The 14417-nt window shown below is 67.6% G+C and carries 16 protein-coding genes and 1 riboswitch; of the genes, 8 read left to right on the top strand and 8 right to left on the bottom strand.

From position 1 onward, the window contains the following. Positions 1–108: 108 nt before the first annotated feature. Positions 109–927, bottom strand: a complete 819-nt coding sequence (gene rsmI, locus ACSYAO_RS03140) for a 16S rRNA (cytidine(1402)-2'-O)-methyltransferase (RefSeq protein ID WP_005412235.1) — start codon at positions 925–927, stop codon at positions 109–111. 81 nt (positions 928–1008) lie between these two features. Between rsmI and ACSYAO_RS03135 the strand changes: the two genes are divergently transcribed. The 5 genes from ACSYAO_RS03135 (at position 1009) to ACSYAO_RS03115 (ending at position 5827) form a co-directional block, all read left to right on the top strand. Then, complete coding sequence (locus ACSYAO_RS03135) at positions 1009–2730, top strand: penicillin-binding protein activator (RefSeq protein WP_049462856.1); 1722 nt, start codon at positions 1009–1011, stop codon at positions 2728–2730. After that, a complete protein-coding gene (locus ACSYAO_RS03130; protein WP_177179500.1) occupies positions 2720–3088 on the top strand; it encodes a YraN family protein in 369 nt (122 codons plus the stop codon). The genes ACSYAO_RS03135 and ACSYAO_RS03130 overlap by 11 nt, the downstream gene beginning before the upstream one ends. A 110-nt stretch (positions 3089–3198) precedes the next feature. After that, entirely contained in the window at positions 3199–3918 is a 720-nt protein-coding gene (locus tag ACSYAO_RS03125) for a metal-dependent hydrolase (RefSeq protein WP_049462854.1), read from the top strand. After that, the gene (locus ACSYAO_RS03120) at positions 3915–5300 is read left to right on the top strand and encodes an FAD-binding oxidoreductase (protein ID WP_049462853.1); all 1386 of its coding nucleotides are present in this window, start codon (positions 3915–3917) and stop codon (positions 5298–5300) included. Before ACSYAO_RS03125 ends, ACSYAO_RS03120 begins: the two co-directional genes overlap by 4 nt. Positions 5301–5641: 341 nt before the next feature. Beyond that, complete coding sequence (locus tag ACSYAO_RS03115; protein WP_032128040.1) at positions 5642–5827, top strand: hypothetical protein; 186 nt, start codon at positions 5642–5644, stop codon at positions 5825–5827. 230 nt (positions 5828–6057) lie between these two features. Here ACSYAO_RS03115 and thiL read toward each other — a convergent pair whose 3' ends face one another. The 5 genes from thiL to ACSYAO_RS03090 form a co-directional block, all read right to left on the bottom strand. Then, positions 6058–7020 carry a thiamine-phosphate kinase gene (gene thiL, locus ACSYAO_RS03110; protein ID WP_080355242.1) on the bottom strand — a complete coding sequence of 321 codons (963 nt, stop codon included), beginning with the start codon at positions 7018–7020 and terminating at the stop codon, positions 6058–6060. 120 nt (positions 7021–7140) lie between these two features. Beyond that, entirely contained in the window at positions 7141–7620 is a 480-nt protein-coding gene (gene nusB, locus ACSYAO_RS03105) for a transcription antitermination factor NusB (RefSeq protein WP_049462852.1), read from the bottom strand. Continuing rightward, the gene (ribH, locus tag ACSYAO_RS03100) at positions 7617–8084 is read right to left on the bottom strand and encodes a 6,7-dimethyl-8-ribityllumazine synthase (RefSeq protein WP_005408061.1); all 468 of its coding nucleotides are present in this window, start codon (positions 8082–8084) and stop codon (positions 7617–7619) included. The genes nusB and ribH overlap by 4 nt, the downstream gene beginning before the upstream one ends. A gap of 170 nt (positions 8085–8254) precedes the next feature. Further along, positions 8255–9355, bottom strand: coding sequence for a 3,4-dihydroxy-2-butanone-4-phosphate synthase (gene ribB, locus ACSYAO_RS03095; protein ID WP_049425006.1), 1101 nt, complete (start codon positions 9353–9355; stop codon positions 8255–8257). After that, a complete protein-coding gene (locus ACSYAO_RS03090) occupies positions 9352–9978 on the bottom strand; it encodes a riboflavin synthase (protein WP_049462851.1) in 627 nt (208 codons plus the stop codon). Before ACSYAO_RS03090 ends, ribB begins: the two co-directional genes overlap by 4 nt. 74 nt (positions 9979–10052) lie before the next feature. Next, a riboswitch (FMN riboswitch) is annotated at positions 10053–10198 on the bottom strand. 187 nt (positions 10199–10385) lie between these two features. On the opposite strand from ACSYAO_RS03090, the gene ACSYAO_RS03085 reads away from it, so the two are divergent. The 3 genes from ACSYAO_RS03085 (at position 10386) to ACSYAO_RS03075 (ending at position 12573) form a co-directional block, all read left to right on the top strand. Continuing rightward, positions 10386–11006: a hypothetical protein gene (locus tag ACSYAO_RS03085; protein ID WP_032128042.1), complete on the top strand. Its 621-nt coding sequence runs from the start codon at positions 10386–10388 to the stop codon at positions 11004–11006. 152 nt (positions 11007–11158) lie between these two features. Continuing rightward, positions 11159–12043, top strand: a complete 885-nt coding sequence (locus ACSYAO_RS03080) for a hypothetical protein (RefSeq protein ID WP_049462850.1) — start codon at positions 11159–11161, stop codon at positions 12041–12043. A gap of 95 nt (positions 12044–12138) precedes the next feature. After that, a complete protein-coding gene (locus tag ACSYAO_RS03075) occupies positions 12139–12573 on the top strand; it encodes a hypothetical protein (RefSeq protein ID WP_223224668.1) in 435 nt (144 codons plus the stop codon). Positions 12574–12608: 35 nt separating this feature from the next. Here ACSYAO_RS03075 and ribD read toward each other — a convergent pair whose 3' ends face one another. Continuing rightward, on the bottom strand, positions 12609–13694 hold the full coding sequence (ribD, locus tag ACSYAO_RS03070) for a bifunctional diaminohydroxyphosphoribosylaminopyrimidine deaminase/5-amino-6-(5-phosphoribosylamino)uracil reductase RibD (RefSeq protein WP_049462849.1): 1086 nt from the start codon (positions 13692–13694) through the stop codon (positions 12609–12611). Positions 13695–13825: 131 nt separating this feature from the next. After that, entirely contained in the window at positions 13826–14347 is a 522-nt protein-coding gene (gene nrdR / locus ACSYAO_RS03065; protein ID WP_004143350.1) for a transcriptional regulator NrdR, read from the bottom strand. Positions 14348–14417: the final 70 nt, after the last annotated feature.

Below are 14417 nucleotides of genomic sequence, written 5' to 3'. Positions count from 1 at the left end.
CCCCGGCGCGGCCCGTTCATCCACGCATGGCGTGGATCTACCGATTCCGCTGCTCTGGTGGGTGCGGATTCCGCTCTGGTGGGTGCGGACCTTGGTCCGCACGATCCATCAACTCCCGTACAACGCCTTGCGCGGTGCGCCGGTCAGCTCGGCAGCCAGCTTGGCGGCGGTCGACGGCGGCAGATGCTCGCTCAATTTGGCGTAGACACGGCGGCCATGCGCCAGCTGCGCTTCCTCATCGTCGCCAGCACCCTGCACCATCACCACGAACTCGCCCTTGCGCTGGTTCTCGTCAGCTTCCACCTTCGCCAGCAGGCCGGCCAGGTCACCATCAAGCACGGTCTCGAACAGCTTGGTCAGCTCGCGGGCCAACACCGCCGGGCGCTCACCGCCGAAGATCGCCGCCATGTCGGCCAGCGATTCGGCGATGCGGTGCGAGGATTCGTAGAACACCATGGTGCGTACTTCACCGGCCAGCGCCTGCAGGCGGTCGCGGCGGCCGCTGGCCTTGGCCGGCAGGAAACCCTCGAAACTGAAACGGTCGCTGGGCAGGCCGGCCACGCTCAGCGCAGCGATGGCGGCACAGGCGCCGGGAATCGGGCTGACCTTGATGCCCGCCGCGCGCGCAGCACGCACCAGGCGGAAACCGGGGTCACTGACCAGCGGGGTGCCGGCATCACTGACCAGCGCCAGCGATTCACCGGCCTGCAGGCGCGAGACCAGGCGCTGGGCCAGGGCCTCTTCATTGTGTTCGTGCAGGGCCACCAACGGCTGCTGGATGCCGAAATGGGACAGCAGCTGGCCACTGCGGCGGGTGTCTTCAGCACAGATGGCCGCCACCGACCGCAGCACCTCCTGCGCGCGCGGGCTCAGATCGGCCAGGTTGCCGATCGGGGTGGCGACGACGTACAGGGTTGGCACACTCATTTCAGCGGTACTCACGGGGCAAGGGTAGAATCGTAGCGTGTACCCGGCCAAGGCCGCTGCCCTCATCGCATGGACCCGATCATGAACAAGCCCGCCGCACGGATCTCCGCCCTGTCGCTGTCGCTGATGCTGCTGGCCGGTTGCGCCACCACCAGCCTGACCAGCACGCCCGATTCGCCGGCCCAGAGCCAGGCGCTGGCGCTGATCGAACAGGGCAAGCCCCGCGACGCCGCGCTGCAGCTGGAAGGCCTGGCCGCCACCCTGCGCGGCGGCGCTCGCAGCAATGCGCTGGCCGACGCGGCCTGGGCCTGGCACCTGGCCGGTGACAGTGCGCGCGCGCGCAGCCTGCTGGGCCAGCTCACCGCCCGCCAGCTGTCCGGCGCCAGCCTGCAGCGCTACCAGCTGACCGGCGCCGAGCTGGCACTGGCCGACAAGCAGCCGGCGCAGGCCCTGGCCCTGCTGAAGGACCACGGCGACAACGTGCTGCCGGCGCTGCGTACGCGCTGGTATCTGGCCCGCGCCAACGCGCTGCAGGGCACCGGCGATGCCTTCGGCGCCGCCACCGAACGTGCACGCGCCCATGCCAGCCTGACCGGCAGTGCGCGCAGCGAGAACCAGGCCGCCATCTCCGGCCTGCTCGGTACCCTCGACGACGCCACTTTGCGCAGCCGTGCCGCTGCCCTGCCGGCCAACGATCCTCTGTACAACTTCGCCGGCCGTGCGCTGATCGCGCGCGGCCTGCCGCTGCCGCGCCCGTTCGACCGCGATGGCGCGGCCCAGTTTGATACCAGCAAGCGTCCGCCGGCGATGAGCGACGGCTACCGACCGCCGGCCAAGCTGGCCGTGCTGCTGCCGCTCAGCGGCCGCCTGGCCACCGCCGCGCAGCCGGTGCGCGACGGCCTGTTGAGCGCCTACTACGGTGAAAGCCGTCGCCGCCCGGACATCAATTTCTTCGACACCGCTGGCACCCCGGCTGGTGCCCTCGCCGCCTACGACAAGGCCGTCGCCTCCGGTGCCGACTTCGTGGTCGGCCCGCTGGGCCGCGACGGAGTGGACGCCGTGTACGGCCGCCAGCAGCTACAGGTACCGGTGCTGGCCCTGAACCGCGGCAAGGATGCACCGCCGGCCGGCAGCGCTGGTTTCTCGCTGGCACCGGAAGACGACGGCATCGTCGCCGCCGAGTACCTGCGTGGCCGCGAGCGCAACCGCGCGCTGGTGATCAGCAGCAACGACGACACCGGCCGCCGTTCCGCCGCCGCCTTTGCCCAGCGCTTCGCACAGCGCGGCGGCCAGGTGGTGGCCACGGTCAATGTCAGCGAAGCCGTCGGCGATGTCGGCGCGCAGGTGCGCAATGCCGGTCAGGTCGATGCCGTGTTCCTCGCCGTGCGCGCCCCGCAGGCCCGACTGCTGGCGCCGCAGCTTGCGCTGGCCGGTGCCGGTGGCGCGACCCGCGTCGGCACCTCGCAGCTGACCGTCGGCAGCGGCAAGGTGGAAGAAGACGTGGCGCTGGACGGCATCGTCTACCCGAACGAAGCCTGGAATGTGCGCAGCGTGTCCGGCCTGCCGTCGGCCAGCCAGGTGGCCAGCGCGCTGCCCAGCGCTCGCGGCGCCGCTGGCCGCCTGTTCGCTTTCGGTGCCGATGCCTGGAAGATCACCGCCTATCTGGACAAGCTGTCCAACGAGGGCGGCCTGGACGGTGCCACCGGCACCCTGTTCCTGGACAGCAACGGCAACATCCTGCGCCAGCCGGCATGGTCCACCTTCAATGGCGGCCGGCCGATGCCGATCGTCGGTGGTCGCTGAGCGCAGCCAACGTGGCTCGGCGGTGGAAGCCGCCGCCGAGCAGCACCTGCAACAGGCCGGGCTGCTGCCGCGTGCGCGCAACGTGCGTTATCGCGGCGGTGAACTGGACCTGGTGATGGATGACGCCGGTACCGTGGTGTTCGTGGAAGTGCGCTATCGCGCGCGCTCCGATTTCGGTGGCGGCGCCGCTTCGGTGGATGCGCGCAAATGCCGGCGCCTGGCGCATGCCGCGCAGCTGTACCTGCAGGACAACCCGGCACTGGCCAATGCGCCCTGCCGTTTCGATGTGGTTGAAGCCAGTGGTGAACCGCCGCAGCTGCGGTGGCTGCGTGATGCGTTCCGGCTGGATGACTGCTGATGGTTAACGTCCGCTCTGGTAGAGGCCGAACTTGGTCGGCGCCTCTGTGCCAACCATGGTTGGCACCTACCAGAGCGCAGCCTGGCCGGCACGACCACGGTGCGTGACTGATGCCTTCGATCATCACCCATGCCGCTGTGCCGTTGGCGCTCTGGTGCGCCGCTGACCGTGGCCGCATCCCACCGCGCCTGCTGGCGGCCGGTGTGATCGCTGCGATGCTGCCCGATGCCGACGTGCTGGCCTTTGCACTGCATATTCCCTACGCCGATGCGTTCGGACATCGTGGTGCCAGCCATTCGTTGCTGTTTGCGTTCGTGCTGGCGGCGTTGGCCGCGGTGTTGGCGTTCTTCGGTAGCCGCCGGCCTTGGTCGGCGCCCCGCAACTCCGGTAGTCGCCGACCTTGGTCGGCGCTTCGGTGCCAACCAAGGTTGGCACCTACCGAAGAGGCAATGGCACGCTCTGGTAGTGGCCGACCTTGGTCGGCGGTTTCGTGCCAACCAAGGTTGGCACCTGCCAAGGCAGGGCCAACGATGGCATCGACCCTACAAGCGGCGGTGTTCGTCTTCGTCTGCGCCGCCAGCCACCCGCTGCTGGATGCGATGACCTCCGGCGGCCTCGGTGTCGCCCTGGCCTGGCCATGGAGTGAGCAGCGCTTCTTCGCGCCGTGGCGACCCATCCGCGTTTCTCCGTTCGCGCCACAGTTCTTCAGCGCGCGTGGCCTCGCCACCGTAATGTCGGAACTGCGCTGGGTGTGGCTGCCACTAGCCGGCGCCGTTGTTGCCTGGAAACTGATCCAACCCGCTCCCGTTGCCCCACGAGATCCGTCATGAGTCCTGCCCTGCCTGCTGCCCTGGTTGCCGAACTGTCCGCCCTGCTGGGCGCGGAGGGCTGGCGCATGGATGACGGCGCGCTGGAGGCGAACGCGCAGGACAACTCATGGCGTCACCAGCGCCCGGCGGCGGTGGCGCTGCCAGCCGACATCGAACAGGTGCAGGCTTTGGTGCGGGCCTGCCGTGCGCATGGCGTGGCCCTGGTCGCACGTGGCGCTGGTACCGGCACCACCGGCGCGGCGGTGCCGCTGCCCGGCAGTATCGTGCTGTCGTTCACCCGCATGGACCGCATCGTCGAGATCCGCGCCGGTGACCGTTGCGCGGTGGTGCAACCGGGCGTACTCAACGGCGCCCTGCAGCAGGCGCTGGCCCCGCATGGCCTGTTCTGGGCGCCGGATCCATCCAGCGCCGAGATCTGCAGCATCGGCGGCAACCTGGCCTGCAACGCCGGTGGCCCGCGCGCGGTGAAGTACGGCACCAGCCGCGACAACGTGCTGGGCCTGGTTGCCGTTACCGGCACCGGCGACGTGATCCGCTGCGGCGGTGCCTACACCAAGGACGCCACCGGCTATGACCTCACGCATCTGCTGGTAGGCAGCGAAGGCACGCTGGCATTGATCGTGGAAGCCACGCTGAAACTGACCCCGCTGCCGGTCAGCCAGGCCGGCCTGCGCGTGCTGTACCGCGATGCCGATGCCGCCGCGGCCGCCGTATCGCGATTGATGTCGCAACCGGTGGTGCCCACGCGCCTGGAATTCATGGACGCACGCAGCCTGGAGCTGCTGCGGCTGAATGGTGCCGACGTGCCGGAGGCCGGTGCGATGCTGCTGGTCGAAGCCGATGGTGACCACGACACCCTGCCCTACCTGCTGCAGGCACTGGCCAGCGCTGCCGAAGGCGACGGCATGATCGAGCTGGACGTCGCGATGGAAGGCCGCGCGCGTGACCAGCTATGGGCCGCACGCAAGGCGCTGTCGCCGGCGCTGCGCAGCGTTGCCCCGGGCAAGATCAACGAAGACGTGGTGGTACCGGTATCGCGCATTCCGGAACTGGTGGCCGGCGTGCAGGCATTGGCACGCGACTACGCGCTGACCATCGTCACCTTTGGCCATGCCGGCAACGGCAACCTGCACGTCAACATCCTGTACCACCCGGACGATGCCGACGAGAACGCGCGCGCCCATGCCGCGCTGCCAAAGATCTTCGAGCTGACGCTGGCGTTGGGCGGCACGCTGTCGGGAGAACACGGCATTGGCCTGGCCAAGCGAGATTTCATGGCGAAGGCCTTCACCGCAGAAACGCTGACGACGATGCGAGCGATCAAGGCCGCGCTGGACCCGGACGGCATCCTCAACCCCGGCAAGGTGCTGCCGCCGGTGTAGTGCCACTGCCAATGTGTTGACGACGACCCGCAGGAGCCCTCCCCAGCTGGAGGCGTCGCACTGTACCCGCTACGGACCTTCACGCTGCCAGCCGTCAACTGAAGCTCCATCCGGTGTCCAGTGTGCTTTGCAACTTGTTGCATGGGAAAACTGCTCCTTTGCCAGGAACATATCGCCAACAGCACCACACAGCTCTGACCCACACCCGTCGTGAGCGCCAGCTGCCTGGTCCAGCGAGCCTGCAGTGACAGCACCATCGGCATCTCTGTGAGCCGTTGGCAACCGCCGAACGGGTTGGGTCGAAGCAACAGCGCCCACGCCCTGCGAACAAGGATGCCGAGATGTACAAGCCTCTCTATCCCCATGTCATCACCACTCTTGGCGAAGCCGCTGCGCGCCTGCCACATGACCTCGCGCCGATCCTGGAGCAGGCCCTGGCCGCGGTCAACGATGCGCGGTCGCTGGCAACGGTCACGTGTGAGTCCTGCCTGCAGCAGCGTCGCGGCAGGCAGCCGCAGGCTGACTGAGTACTGGATGTGCAGTTGCAGGCAGCTTAGCGACATCTGCAGAGCCGAGCCCATGCTCGGCTGCCATGGGGCACATCGCGATGAAAGCCGCGCTTCGCGCGTGAGCCGAGCGTAGGCTCGGCTCTGCAGCGTCGATGTCATCCAGCAACCGCGCACCGATACGGCAGCACCCGGTCATGCCCGGCGGTTTCAGTCGCGTGGCAGCGCCGGGCCATGCCCGGCGTCATCAATCAGACGAAGTGCTGGTATCCGCCGTCGGCGGCTTCGCCATCCACGTGCACGCCCTGCCCTTCGGCAATGCGACCGATGCGGGTGAGCGGCACGTCCAGCGATTCGGCCAGGTAGTGCAGCGCGTCGCGCTGGTCGGCGGCGGCGGTGAAGCACAGTTCGTAGTCGTCGCCACCGCGCAGAGCGCAGTCGCGCGCGCCATCGCGGCCGAGCAGCTCACGCAGCGCGTGGGAGATCGGCAACGAATCGGCATCGACATGTGCGGCCACGTTGCTGCGCGTGGTGATGTGACCCAGATCGGCCAGCAGGCCATCGGACACATCCACCGCCGCGTGTGCGAACGCACGCAGGCGCAGGCCCAGGGTCACACGCGGAGTCGGCCGCAGCAGACGCAGGCGCAGGCTTTCGTAGTCGGCCAGCAGCGTGGCGGTGGCGATGCTCAGCGCAGCTTGCTGCCACAGGCGCAGCGCACCGGCGGCATCGCCGAGCGTGCCGCTCACCCAGATGTCATCGCCCACCTGCGCGCGGTCGCGACGCAGCGCCTGGCCACGTCCCACCTGGCCCATCGCGGTCACCGACAGCGACAACGGACCACGCGTGGTGTCACCGCCGATCAACGCGATGTCGTGCTGATCGGCCAGGGCGAAAAAGCCATCGGCGAACGCATCGATCCAGTCTTCGGAGGCTTCCGGCAGCGACAACGCCAGCGTGCACCACGCCGGGCGCGCGCCCATCGCGGCCAGGTCCGACAGGTTGACCGCCAGGGTCTTCCAGCCGATATCGAAGGCCGGGGTTTCCACCGGGAAGTGCACGCCGCTGTTGAGCGTGTCGGCAGTGACCACCAGTTGCTCATTGGCACGCGGCTGCAGCAGCGCAGCGTCGTCGCCGATGCCGAGCAGGATGTCGTCGCGCTCGAGGGTACGGGCGCGGATGCGGTCAATGAGGGCGAATTCGGCCAGGGACATGGGGCGTTCCCGCTGTTGTACGTGCCGCGCGGTGCGCGGTGGGCGGTAGTGCCGGCCGCTGGCCGGCAACCTCAGGATCCCTGCAGCTGCCGGCCAGCGGCCGGCACTACCACAGGTGGGTCAGTGACCCGATTCGACCTTGCGCCATTCCACGGCGGCACGATCCAGCACGCCGTTGACGTAGGTATGGCCATGCTCGGAACCGAAGCGCTTGGCCGATTCGATGGCTTCGTTGATCACCACGCGGTACGGCACGTCCAAGCGGTAGCGCAGCTCGTACGCCGCCAGGCGCAGCACCGCGCGTTCGATCGCGTCCACTTCTTCGATGCCACGGTCCAGGTACGGGCCGAGCGCTTCGTCGATGTCGCGGCGGTTGTCGAGCACGCCGTGCAGCAGTGCTTCGAAGTACGCCAGGTCGGCGATTTCGCGGGCCTGCTCGTGGGCGAACTGGGCGATCAGCGACTGGGCGTTGCCGCCGGAGATCTGCCAGGCGTAGACGGCCTGCACAGCACGACGGCGCGCGCGCGAGCGCAGCACCGGATCGACGCCATCACGGCGGACGGGTTTACCGGAGGGCTTGCCCTGGGTGTTCTTGTTCATGGCAGCTGCTCCAGAAGATTGACCATTTCCAATGCGGCGAGTGCGACTTCCTCGCCCTTGTTGCCGTGGCTGCCGCCTGCGCGGGCCTCGGCGTCTTCAACGCGTTCCACCGCCAGCACGCCGTTCAGCACCGGCACGCCGAAGTCCAGCTGCACGCGCATCAGGCCTTCGGCGCAGCGATCGGCCACGTGCTCGTAGTGGCGGGTATCGCCACGGATCACGCAGCCCAGGGTAAGGATGGCGGCGTGTTCGTGGGCGGCGGCCAGGCGCGCGGCCACCAGCGGCAGTTCCCAGGCACCCGGCACGCGGATCACGTCGATGTTGGCTTCGGTGATGCCGTTGCCAGCCAGGCTCTGGCGGGCGCCAGCGACCAGCGTGTCGGTGATGCGGGCGTTCCAGCGGCTGGCCAGGATGGCGAAGCGCGCCGATTCGGGAGTGCGAAGATCGCCTTCGAAGTGGCTCATATGCGGCTTGGGGGACTCGATAAGGGGGTAATTCTAGCGTGGATGGGCCCCGGCCGTGGCCGATGGGGGCCCGGGGCGTGCCGACCAACGGTCGCCACCCACCGGTAGTGCCGGCCGCTGGCCGGCAATCACGGGGACTGCGGTTGCCGGCCAGCGGCCGGCACTACCCATTACAGGGTCACCGTCTCCACCACTTCCAGGCCGTAGCCGGCCAGGCCGATCTGGCGGCGCGGGGTGCCCAGTACGCGCAGCTTGCCCAGGCCCAGGTCGGACAGGATCTGTGCGCCAGCACCATTGCGGCGCCACTGGCTCACGTCCTTGTCCTTGCCCGGTACCACCGGCGCCGGCTGCTGCCGCAGGCGGGCCAGCAGGGCCTCGCCGTCGCGCGGGGCCGACAGCACCACCATCACGCCGGCGCCTTCGGCATCGATCGCGCGCAGGGCATCGGTGGCAGCCACGCCGAAGTCATCACGGCGCCAGTGCAGCAGGTCGGCCAGCGGGTTTTCCACCTGCACGCGCACCAGGGTCGGCGTTTCGGCATCCGGGGTGCCGCGCACCAGGGCGAAATGCACGTCGTGGGCGATGCGATCGCGGTAGGTGACCAGCTTGAACGGGCCGAACTCGGTCTCGATCTCGCGCTCGTCCACACGCTCGACGGTCTTTTCGGTGGCCAGGCGGTAGGCGATCAGGTCGGCGATGGAGCCCATCTTCAGACCGTGCTCGCGGGCGAACACTTCCAGTTCCGGGCGGCGTGCCATGCTGCCATCCGGGTTCAGGATCTCCACCAGCACGCCGGCCGGTTCCAGCCCGGCCAGCATGGCCATGTCCACGGCCGCCTCGGTGTGGCCGGCGCGGGTCAGCACGCCGCCCGGCTGAGCGATCAGCGGGAAGATGTGGCCCGGCTGGTGCAGGTCCGACGGCTTGGCGTTGGGCTTCACCGCGGTACGGATGGTGTGCGCGCGGTCATGCGCCGAGATGCCGGTGGTGACGCCCTCGGCGGCCTCGATGCTGACCGTGAAATTGGTCTGGAACTGCGCGGTATTGGCCTGCACCATCGGCGCCAGGCCGAGATCGGCGGCGCGGGTGCGGTTCAGCGGCAGGCACACCAGGCCACGGCCATGGGTGACCATGAAGTTGATGTCGCTGGCCTTGACCAGCTCGGCGGCCATGATCAGGTCGCCTTCGTTCTCGCGGTCTTCGTCATCGACGATGACGACCATGCGGCCCAGGCGGATGTCTTCCAGGATTTCCGGAATCGGGGCGAAATTCATGCTGCATCTCCATGCGGGTGCTGGCCGTTGGCCGGCACGCTGATCAGGCGTTCGACGTAGCGGGCGACCAGATCGATTTCAAGATTGACCGCGCTGCCCACGCCTGCGGCGGAGAAGGCGGTGTTGGCCACCGTGTGCGGGATCAGGGCGACTTCAAAACCTTCATCGTCCACTTCGTTGACGGTGAGGCTGACGCCGTCCACGCAGATCGAGCCCTTCTTGGCGATGTAGCGGCGCAGCGAGGCCGGCGCTGCGAAACGCCAACGCTGGGCACGCGCGTCTTCGTGGATGGACAGCACCCGGCCGAGGCCGTCGACGTGGCCGCTGACCAGATGGCCGCCGAGGCGGTCGGTCGGGCGCATGGCGCGTTCCAGGTTGATGACCGCACCCTCGCCCAGCTGGCCCAGCGTGGTCAGGCCCAGGGTCTCGGTGGAGGCATCGGCCTGGAAGCTGCTGGCGTCGAATGCGATGACGGTGAGGCAGACGCCGTTGATGGCAATGCTCTCGCCCATCTGCACGTTGTCGAACGGCAGAGTCCCGACATTGAAGGTGAAGCGGACATCGCCGCCGATGGATTCGCGTGCGGCCAGACGGCCGACGCCTTCGATGATTCCAGTAAACAAGTAACGTTCTCCGCGAAAAGTGAGCGAAAAACGCCGCAAGGCAAACAGGCGCACGCAGGGCATGAGCCCTGTGGCACCGTCTTCTTTCATCCGGACTATGACCGTCGGCTCCGGCATTGGACCGGATCTGCTGACCCCCGGCCGTGGGCCGGGGCGCTCGCGGGCTCGTGCTTGCGCACCTACCGCCGGTGGGGAATTGCACCCCGCCCTGAAGACGTTTGTGTACCGGCGAACCGGCGTGGCTAGTGTACCAGCCCGTGCTGAACGGGGTCGGATGCCACAGCTGTGACGGCCGTCGCTCGCAATTTGTAAAACTTTCATTAAAATTCTGCCCCGGACGACATGAGGTCGCCACGGGCAGCCCGCTGGGCATGCCCGCCAAAGGACTGAAATTCACAGGAATTCCCATGCGCAAGATGCTGATCGTGGCCGCCCTGCTGGCCGCCGCCCCGCTCTCGGCTTCGGCCGACGCCCTGAGCTACACCTACGTTGAAGGCGGTTGGACGCAGGTCAAGGTTGACGACAACGCACTGGACGACCCGAAGGTCGACGGCGGCTACCTGCGTGGCTCCGTGGCCATCGCCGAACAGGTCTACGTGTTCGGTGGCTGGTCGCGCACCAGCAAGACCTATCACTACAGCGACGGTTCGCTGAAGGTTGAACTGAATCAGCCGGAGCTGGGCATCGGCTACCACATGCCGTGGACCGACCGCGTCGACTTCACCGCCGACATCGCCTGGGTGCGCCAGAACGCCGAGCTGACCGATCGTTATGACGGCTACAGCGACCGCTACAAGGACCACACCAACCTGGCCCGCGCCACCATGGGCATCCGCGGCAAGCCGTCGCGCATGACCGAAGCCTGGGCCAAGGCCGGTTACATGGACGGCGGCAACAACTACAAGGGCACCTGGGTCGGCACCATCGGTGGCCAGATCAACTTCACCAGGACCTGGGGTCTGGTGGGCGAGATCTCCGGCTACCGCGACGTCACCCAGTACTCGGCCGGCGTCCGCGCCAGCTTCTGATCCAGCGATCGCTTCTCGTGGTGCGATCGAACGGGCCCCGCAAGGGGCCCGTTTTTTTGGCCGGCATACACGACCACGTGACCCCATAGCGCCATCGAAAGCCCACGCAGATGCGCTAGGCTTGCGCGCCTCTGGAACAGGAAAACACCGTCATGAAGACCCCCACCCGTACTCTGCTGGCCAGCATGCTGCTGTGCGCCCCGCTGATCGCCACGGCCGCCCCGGCCACGCTGTCGCCCGAACAGGCGTTCGACCTGTATGCACGCACCCTGCTGGAAGACGACGCGGCCGCCACGCGCACGCTCAACGACGCACTGAAACCGGCATTCGAAGGCCAGGACGCCGTGACCCCGAACCCGGGTGCGCTGGCCAAGGCGCTGGCCGAACCCTGGCAGACCGTCCTCGCCAGCACCGGCGCCAAGGTCGACGCTGCGGCCACCGAAGCGCTGTATGCCAAGGCGCTGCGTGATTCGAAGTGCCGCGCGACCAAGAGCGTGATCGAAGACAACGAATACGTTGAAGACCAGAAGCTGGCACGGATCACCTTCAGCTGCCAGCTGCCCGACCTGGGCAAGGTGCGCCCGCTGTTCGCCGCCAGCCTCGCATCCGATGCCAGCCCGGCCTCGCGCAAGCAGTTCACCGATGCCTACACCCAAGCGCTGCAGAGTGGCGCGCGCGTGCCGGTCATCGGCACCTTCACCCTGTACCCGGCCAAGGACAACGGCTACTGGTACAGCGGCAACTTCGATGACCTGGTGGGCACCGTGGCCGGTGCGCTGGCACCGTTCGAGGACTGGATGCAGGACGCGCAGGCGGCCAACGCGCCGAAGGTGACCGGCGTACCGGGCTGCGACCTGTTGCTGCAGCAGCATCGTGCCTGCGTGGCGAAGGTCGCACCGGACCAGATCAGCGGCGTGGACGCCATGGCCGAGGAGCTGAAGGCCAAGGCACAGGTGCAGTCGGCCGATGAGATGACGCAGGAGTGCAAGGCACTGCGCCCGATCGCCGAGATGATGTGGACCGACGAGTGCGCGTGAGCCTCGTGTAGAGCCGAGCCCACGCTCGGCTCATTGTCGCCGACGACGAGGGCGGCCGCACTTTCAGAACCGTTGCATGGCCCTGCGTGGCCTGCATGGTCAATGCTGTTGCCCTCTTCCATCGGGGCAACCGCATGAAACACCGCACGACGTCGACCATGGTCATGTTGCTGACGCTGCTGGCGCTTGTGGCGTGCGGGCAAGCCAAAGCTCCCAAGTCCAGGATTACGACCTTCTCGGTCATCCCAGCGGTTGCCTTCGAGTCAACCCTGCTGAGCGACAGGCAGCTGGATGCGTGGATGAGCGAAGACGACGACTGCCACGCGTTCCTGATGTATCACGATCAGTGCGCAGTGCTGGTATTGCCGCATGAGTACGACGACGGTTTTACCCGTCACCAGCTGCGATTGAAGGCGAGGAAACTGCCGGGCGAGGCACTGGGCGCGTACTGCCGCAACCTGCATGGGCTGTGGAAGCAGCAGTGGAAGGGCCAGTGCCCCGTCGGCGAAGAAGACGACGAGGAAGCCTGACGACAAGGGCATCGCCCCTGCTTCGCGTCATTCCCTCACGGGCGCAGCAGCAGCCTGATGTCCTCACCGACCTGACGCTGGTCAACCACGCGCAGGCGGCGCTGCTGGTCCATGGCATCGATGCCGAGGCCAGCCAGCAGCGGGCGACCGGTATCGCCCAGCAGCGTGGGCGCCTGATACAGCAGCAGTTCGTCCACCCAGCCGCCGTGCAGCAAGGCACCGGCCAGCGTCGCGCCGGCTTCGGTATGCACCTCGTTGATGCCGCGTTCGGCCAGCAGTGCCAACACCGCGCCAAGATCGAGACGGCCGTCAACACTGGGCACGCTGGCGAATTCGGCATCGGCCGCATCCGGTGCACTCACTGCAGCATCGTGCAGGTACAGCGTCGGTGCCCCGCCCTCGCGCACGCGGCTGCATTCGAGCGAACGCAGGCGCGAATCGAGCACCACGCGCAGTGGCGGCATCACTTCGGTGTCCGCCAGGCGCACGGTCAGCATCGGATCGTCGGCCAGCACGGTTTCGGCGCCGGTCAGGATCGCACCTGCGCGCGCGCGCCAGTGCTGCACGTCTTCGCGCGCGGCCGGGCCGGTGATCCACTTGGAGCTACCATCGGCCATCGCGGTGCGACCGTCGAGGCTGACCGCCAGCTTCACCCGCAGCCACGGCCGGTTGCGCTCCACACGCGACAGGAAGCCCTTGTTGAGCTCACGTGCCTGCGTCGCCATCAGCCCTTCAGCGACTTCGATGCCGGCATTGCGCAGCAGATCGAAGCCACCCCCATCGACCTTCGGGAACGGATCGCGCATCGCGGCAACGACGCGCGACACACCCGCTTCGATCAAGGCCAGCGCACACGGCGGTGTGCGCCCGTAGTGCGCACAAGGCTCCAGGGTGACGTAGGCGGTGGCACCGCGCGCCTCGCTTCCTGCCTCGCGCAGCGCGAACACTTCGGCGTGCGGTCCACCGGCACGCTGGTGCCAGCCCTGCCCGACCACGCGTTCGCCGTGGGCGATCACGCAGCCGACCATCGGGTTGGGGCGGGTGGTGTAGGCGGCACGCTCGGCCAGACGCAGTGCGTTGGCCATGTGCAGGTGGTCGAGAACGGAGAACGGGGCGGTCATGCGGCCATGGTAGCGCCGTTGGTGGCGGTGTAGATCCACGCCATGCGTGGATGGGCGCCACTGTGCCAACCAAGGTTGGCACCCACCGAAGCAGATATCTGTGCCAACCAAGGTTGGCATCTACCGGGGCGTCAGCCCTTCTTCTTCTTGGTCAGGGCGATCACGTCGCCCAGCAGCTGCAGCTGTTCGGTACTGGATGGCAGGTCGCGCTCCAGCTTCTCGATCTCCTCGCGGAAATCGGCCACGTCCTCGAAGCTGCGGTAGACCGACGCGAAGCGCACATAGCCGACATGGTCGAGCTTGCGCAGTTCGTTCATGACGAACTCGCCGACCTTGATCGAGGGTACTTCGCGCTCACCGCTGATGCGCAGCTGATGGACCACGGCGCGTACCGCCGCTTCGATCTTGTCTTCGGCCACCGCACGCTTCTGCAGCGCGCGGTCGAAGCCAGCGCGGACCTTCCGCTGGTCGAATGCTTCACGGGTGCCATCGCTCTTGACGATGGCGGGCAGTTTCAACTCCACCGTTTCCATGGTGCTGAAGCGCTCGCCACAGGCTTCGCATTCACGCCGACGACGGATCGTCGCGCCGTCTTCGGAGACGCGCGAGTCGATGACCCGGGTATCGGCATGTTGGCAGAAGGGGCAGTGCATGGAACGCCTGGCTCAGGAAAGTACCTATTGCCACGGTCATGGCAGCGTCGCAAAGGTACCTGAGAAAGGG

This window comes from Stenotrophomonas sp. STK16_22, from assembly GCF_051984505.1.
Lineage (GTDB): Bacteria > Pseudomonadota > Gammaproteobacteria > Xanthomonadales > Xanthomonadaceae > Stenotrophomonas > Stenotrophomonas maltophilia_A.
This window is presented reverse-complemented; position numbering and strand designations above follow the sequence as displayed.

What these genes read in the sequence shown, in the direction of transcription:
- ribD (WP_049462849.1), bottom strand. Translation starts at nt 13,694, where the DNA reads ATGACCGCCCCGTTCTCCGTTCTCGACCACCTGCACATGGCCAACGCA.
- nrdR (WP_004143350.1), bottom strand. Translation starts at nt 14,347, where the DNA reads ATGCACTGCCCCTTCTGCCAACATGCCGATACCCGGGTCATCGACTCG.
- ACSYAO_RS03125 (WP_049462854.1), top strand. Translation starts at nt 3,199, where the DNA reads ATGCCTTCGATCATCACCCATGCCGCTGTGCCGTTGGCGCTCTGGTGC.
- ribB (WP_049425006.1), bottom strand. Translation starts at nt 9,355, where the DNA reads ATGAATTTCGCCCCGATTCCGGAAATCCTGGAAGACATCCGCCTGGGC.
- thiL (WP_080355242.1), bottom strand. Translation starts at nt 7,020, where the DNA reads ATGTCCCTGGCCGAATTCGCCCTCATTGACCGCATCCGCGCCCGTACC.
- ACSYAO_RS03075 (WP_223224668.1), top strand. Translation starts at nt 12,139, where the DNA reads ATGGTCAATGCTGTTGCCCTCTTCCATCGGGGCAACCGCATGAAACAC.
- ACSYAO_RS03080 (WP_049462850.1), top strand. Translation starts at nt 11,159, where the DNA reads ATGAAGACCCCCACCCGTACTCTGCTGGCCAGCATGCTGCTGTGCGCC.
- nusB (WP_049462852.1), bottom strand. Translation starts at nt 7,620, where the DNA reads ATGAACAAGAACACCCAGGGCAAGCCCTCCGGTAAACCCGTCCGCCGT.
- ACSYAO_RS03115 (WP_032128040.1), top strand. Translation starts at nt 5,642, where the DNA reads ATGTACAAGCCTCTCTATCCCCATGTCATCACCACTCTTGGCGAAGCC.
- ACSYAO_RS03085 (WP_032128042.1), top strand. Translation starts at nt 10,386, where the DNA reads ATGCGCAAGATGCTGATCGTGGCCGCCCTGCTGGCCGCCGCCCCGCTC.
- ACSYAO_RS03135 (WP_049462856.1), top strand. Translation starts at nt 1,009, where the DNA reads ATGAACAAGCCCGCCGCACGGATCTCCGCCCTGTCGCTGTCGCTGATG.
- ACSYAO_RS03120 (WP_049462853.1), top strand. Translation starts at nt 3,915, where the DNA reads ATGAGTCCTGCCCTGCCTGCTGCCCTGGTTGCCGAACTGTCCGCCCTG.
- rsmI (WP_005412235.1), bottom strand. Translation starts at nt 927, where the DNA reads ATGAGTGTGCCAACCCTGTACGTCGTCGCCACCCCGATCGGCAACCTG.
- ribH (WP_005408061.1), bottom strand. Translation starts at nt 8,084, where the DNA reads ATGAGCCACTTCGAAGGCGATCTTCGCACTCCCGAATCGGCGCGCTTC.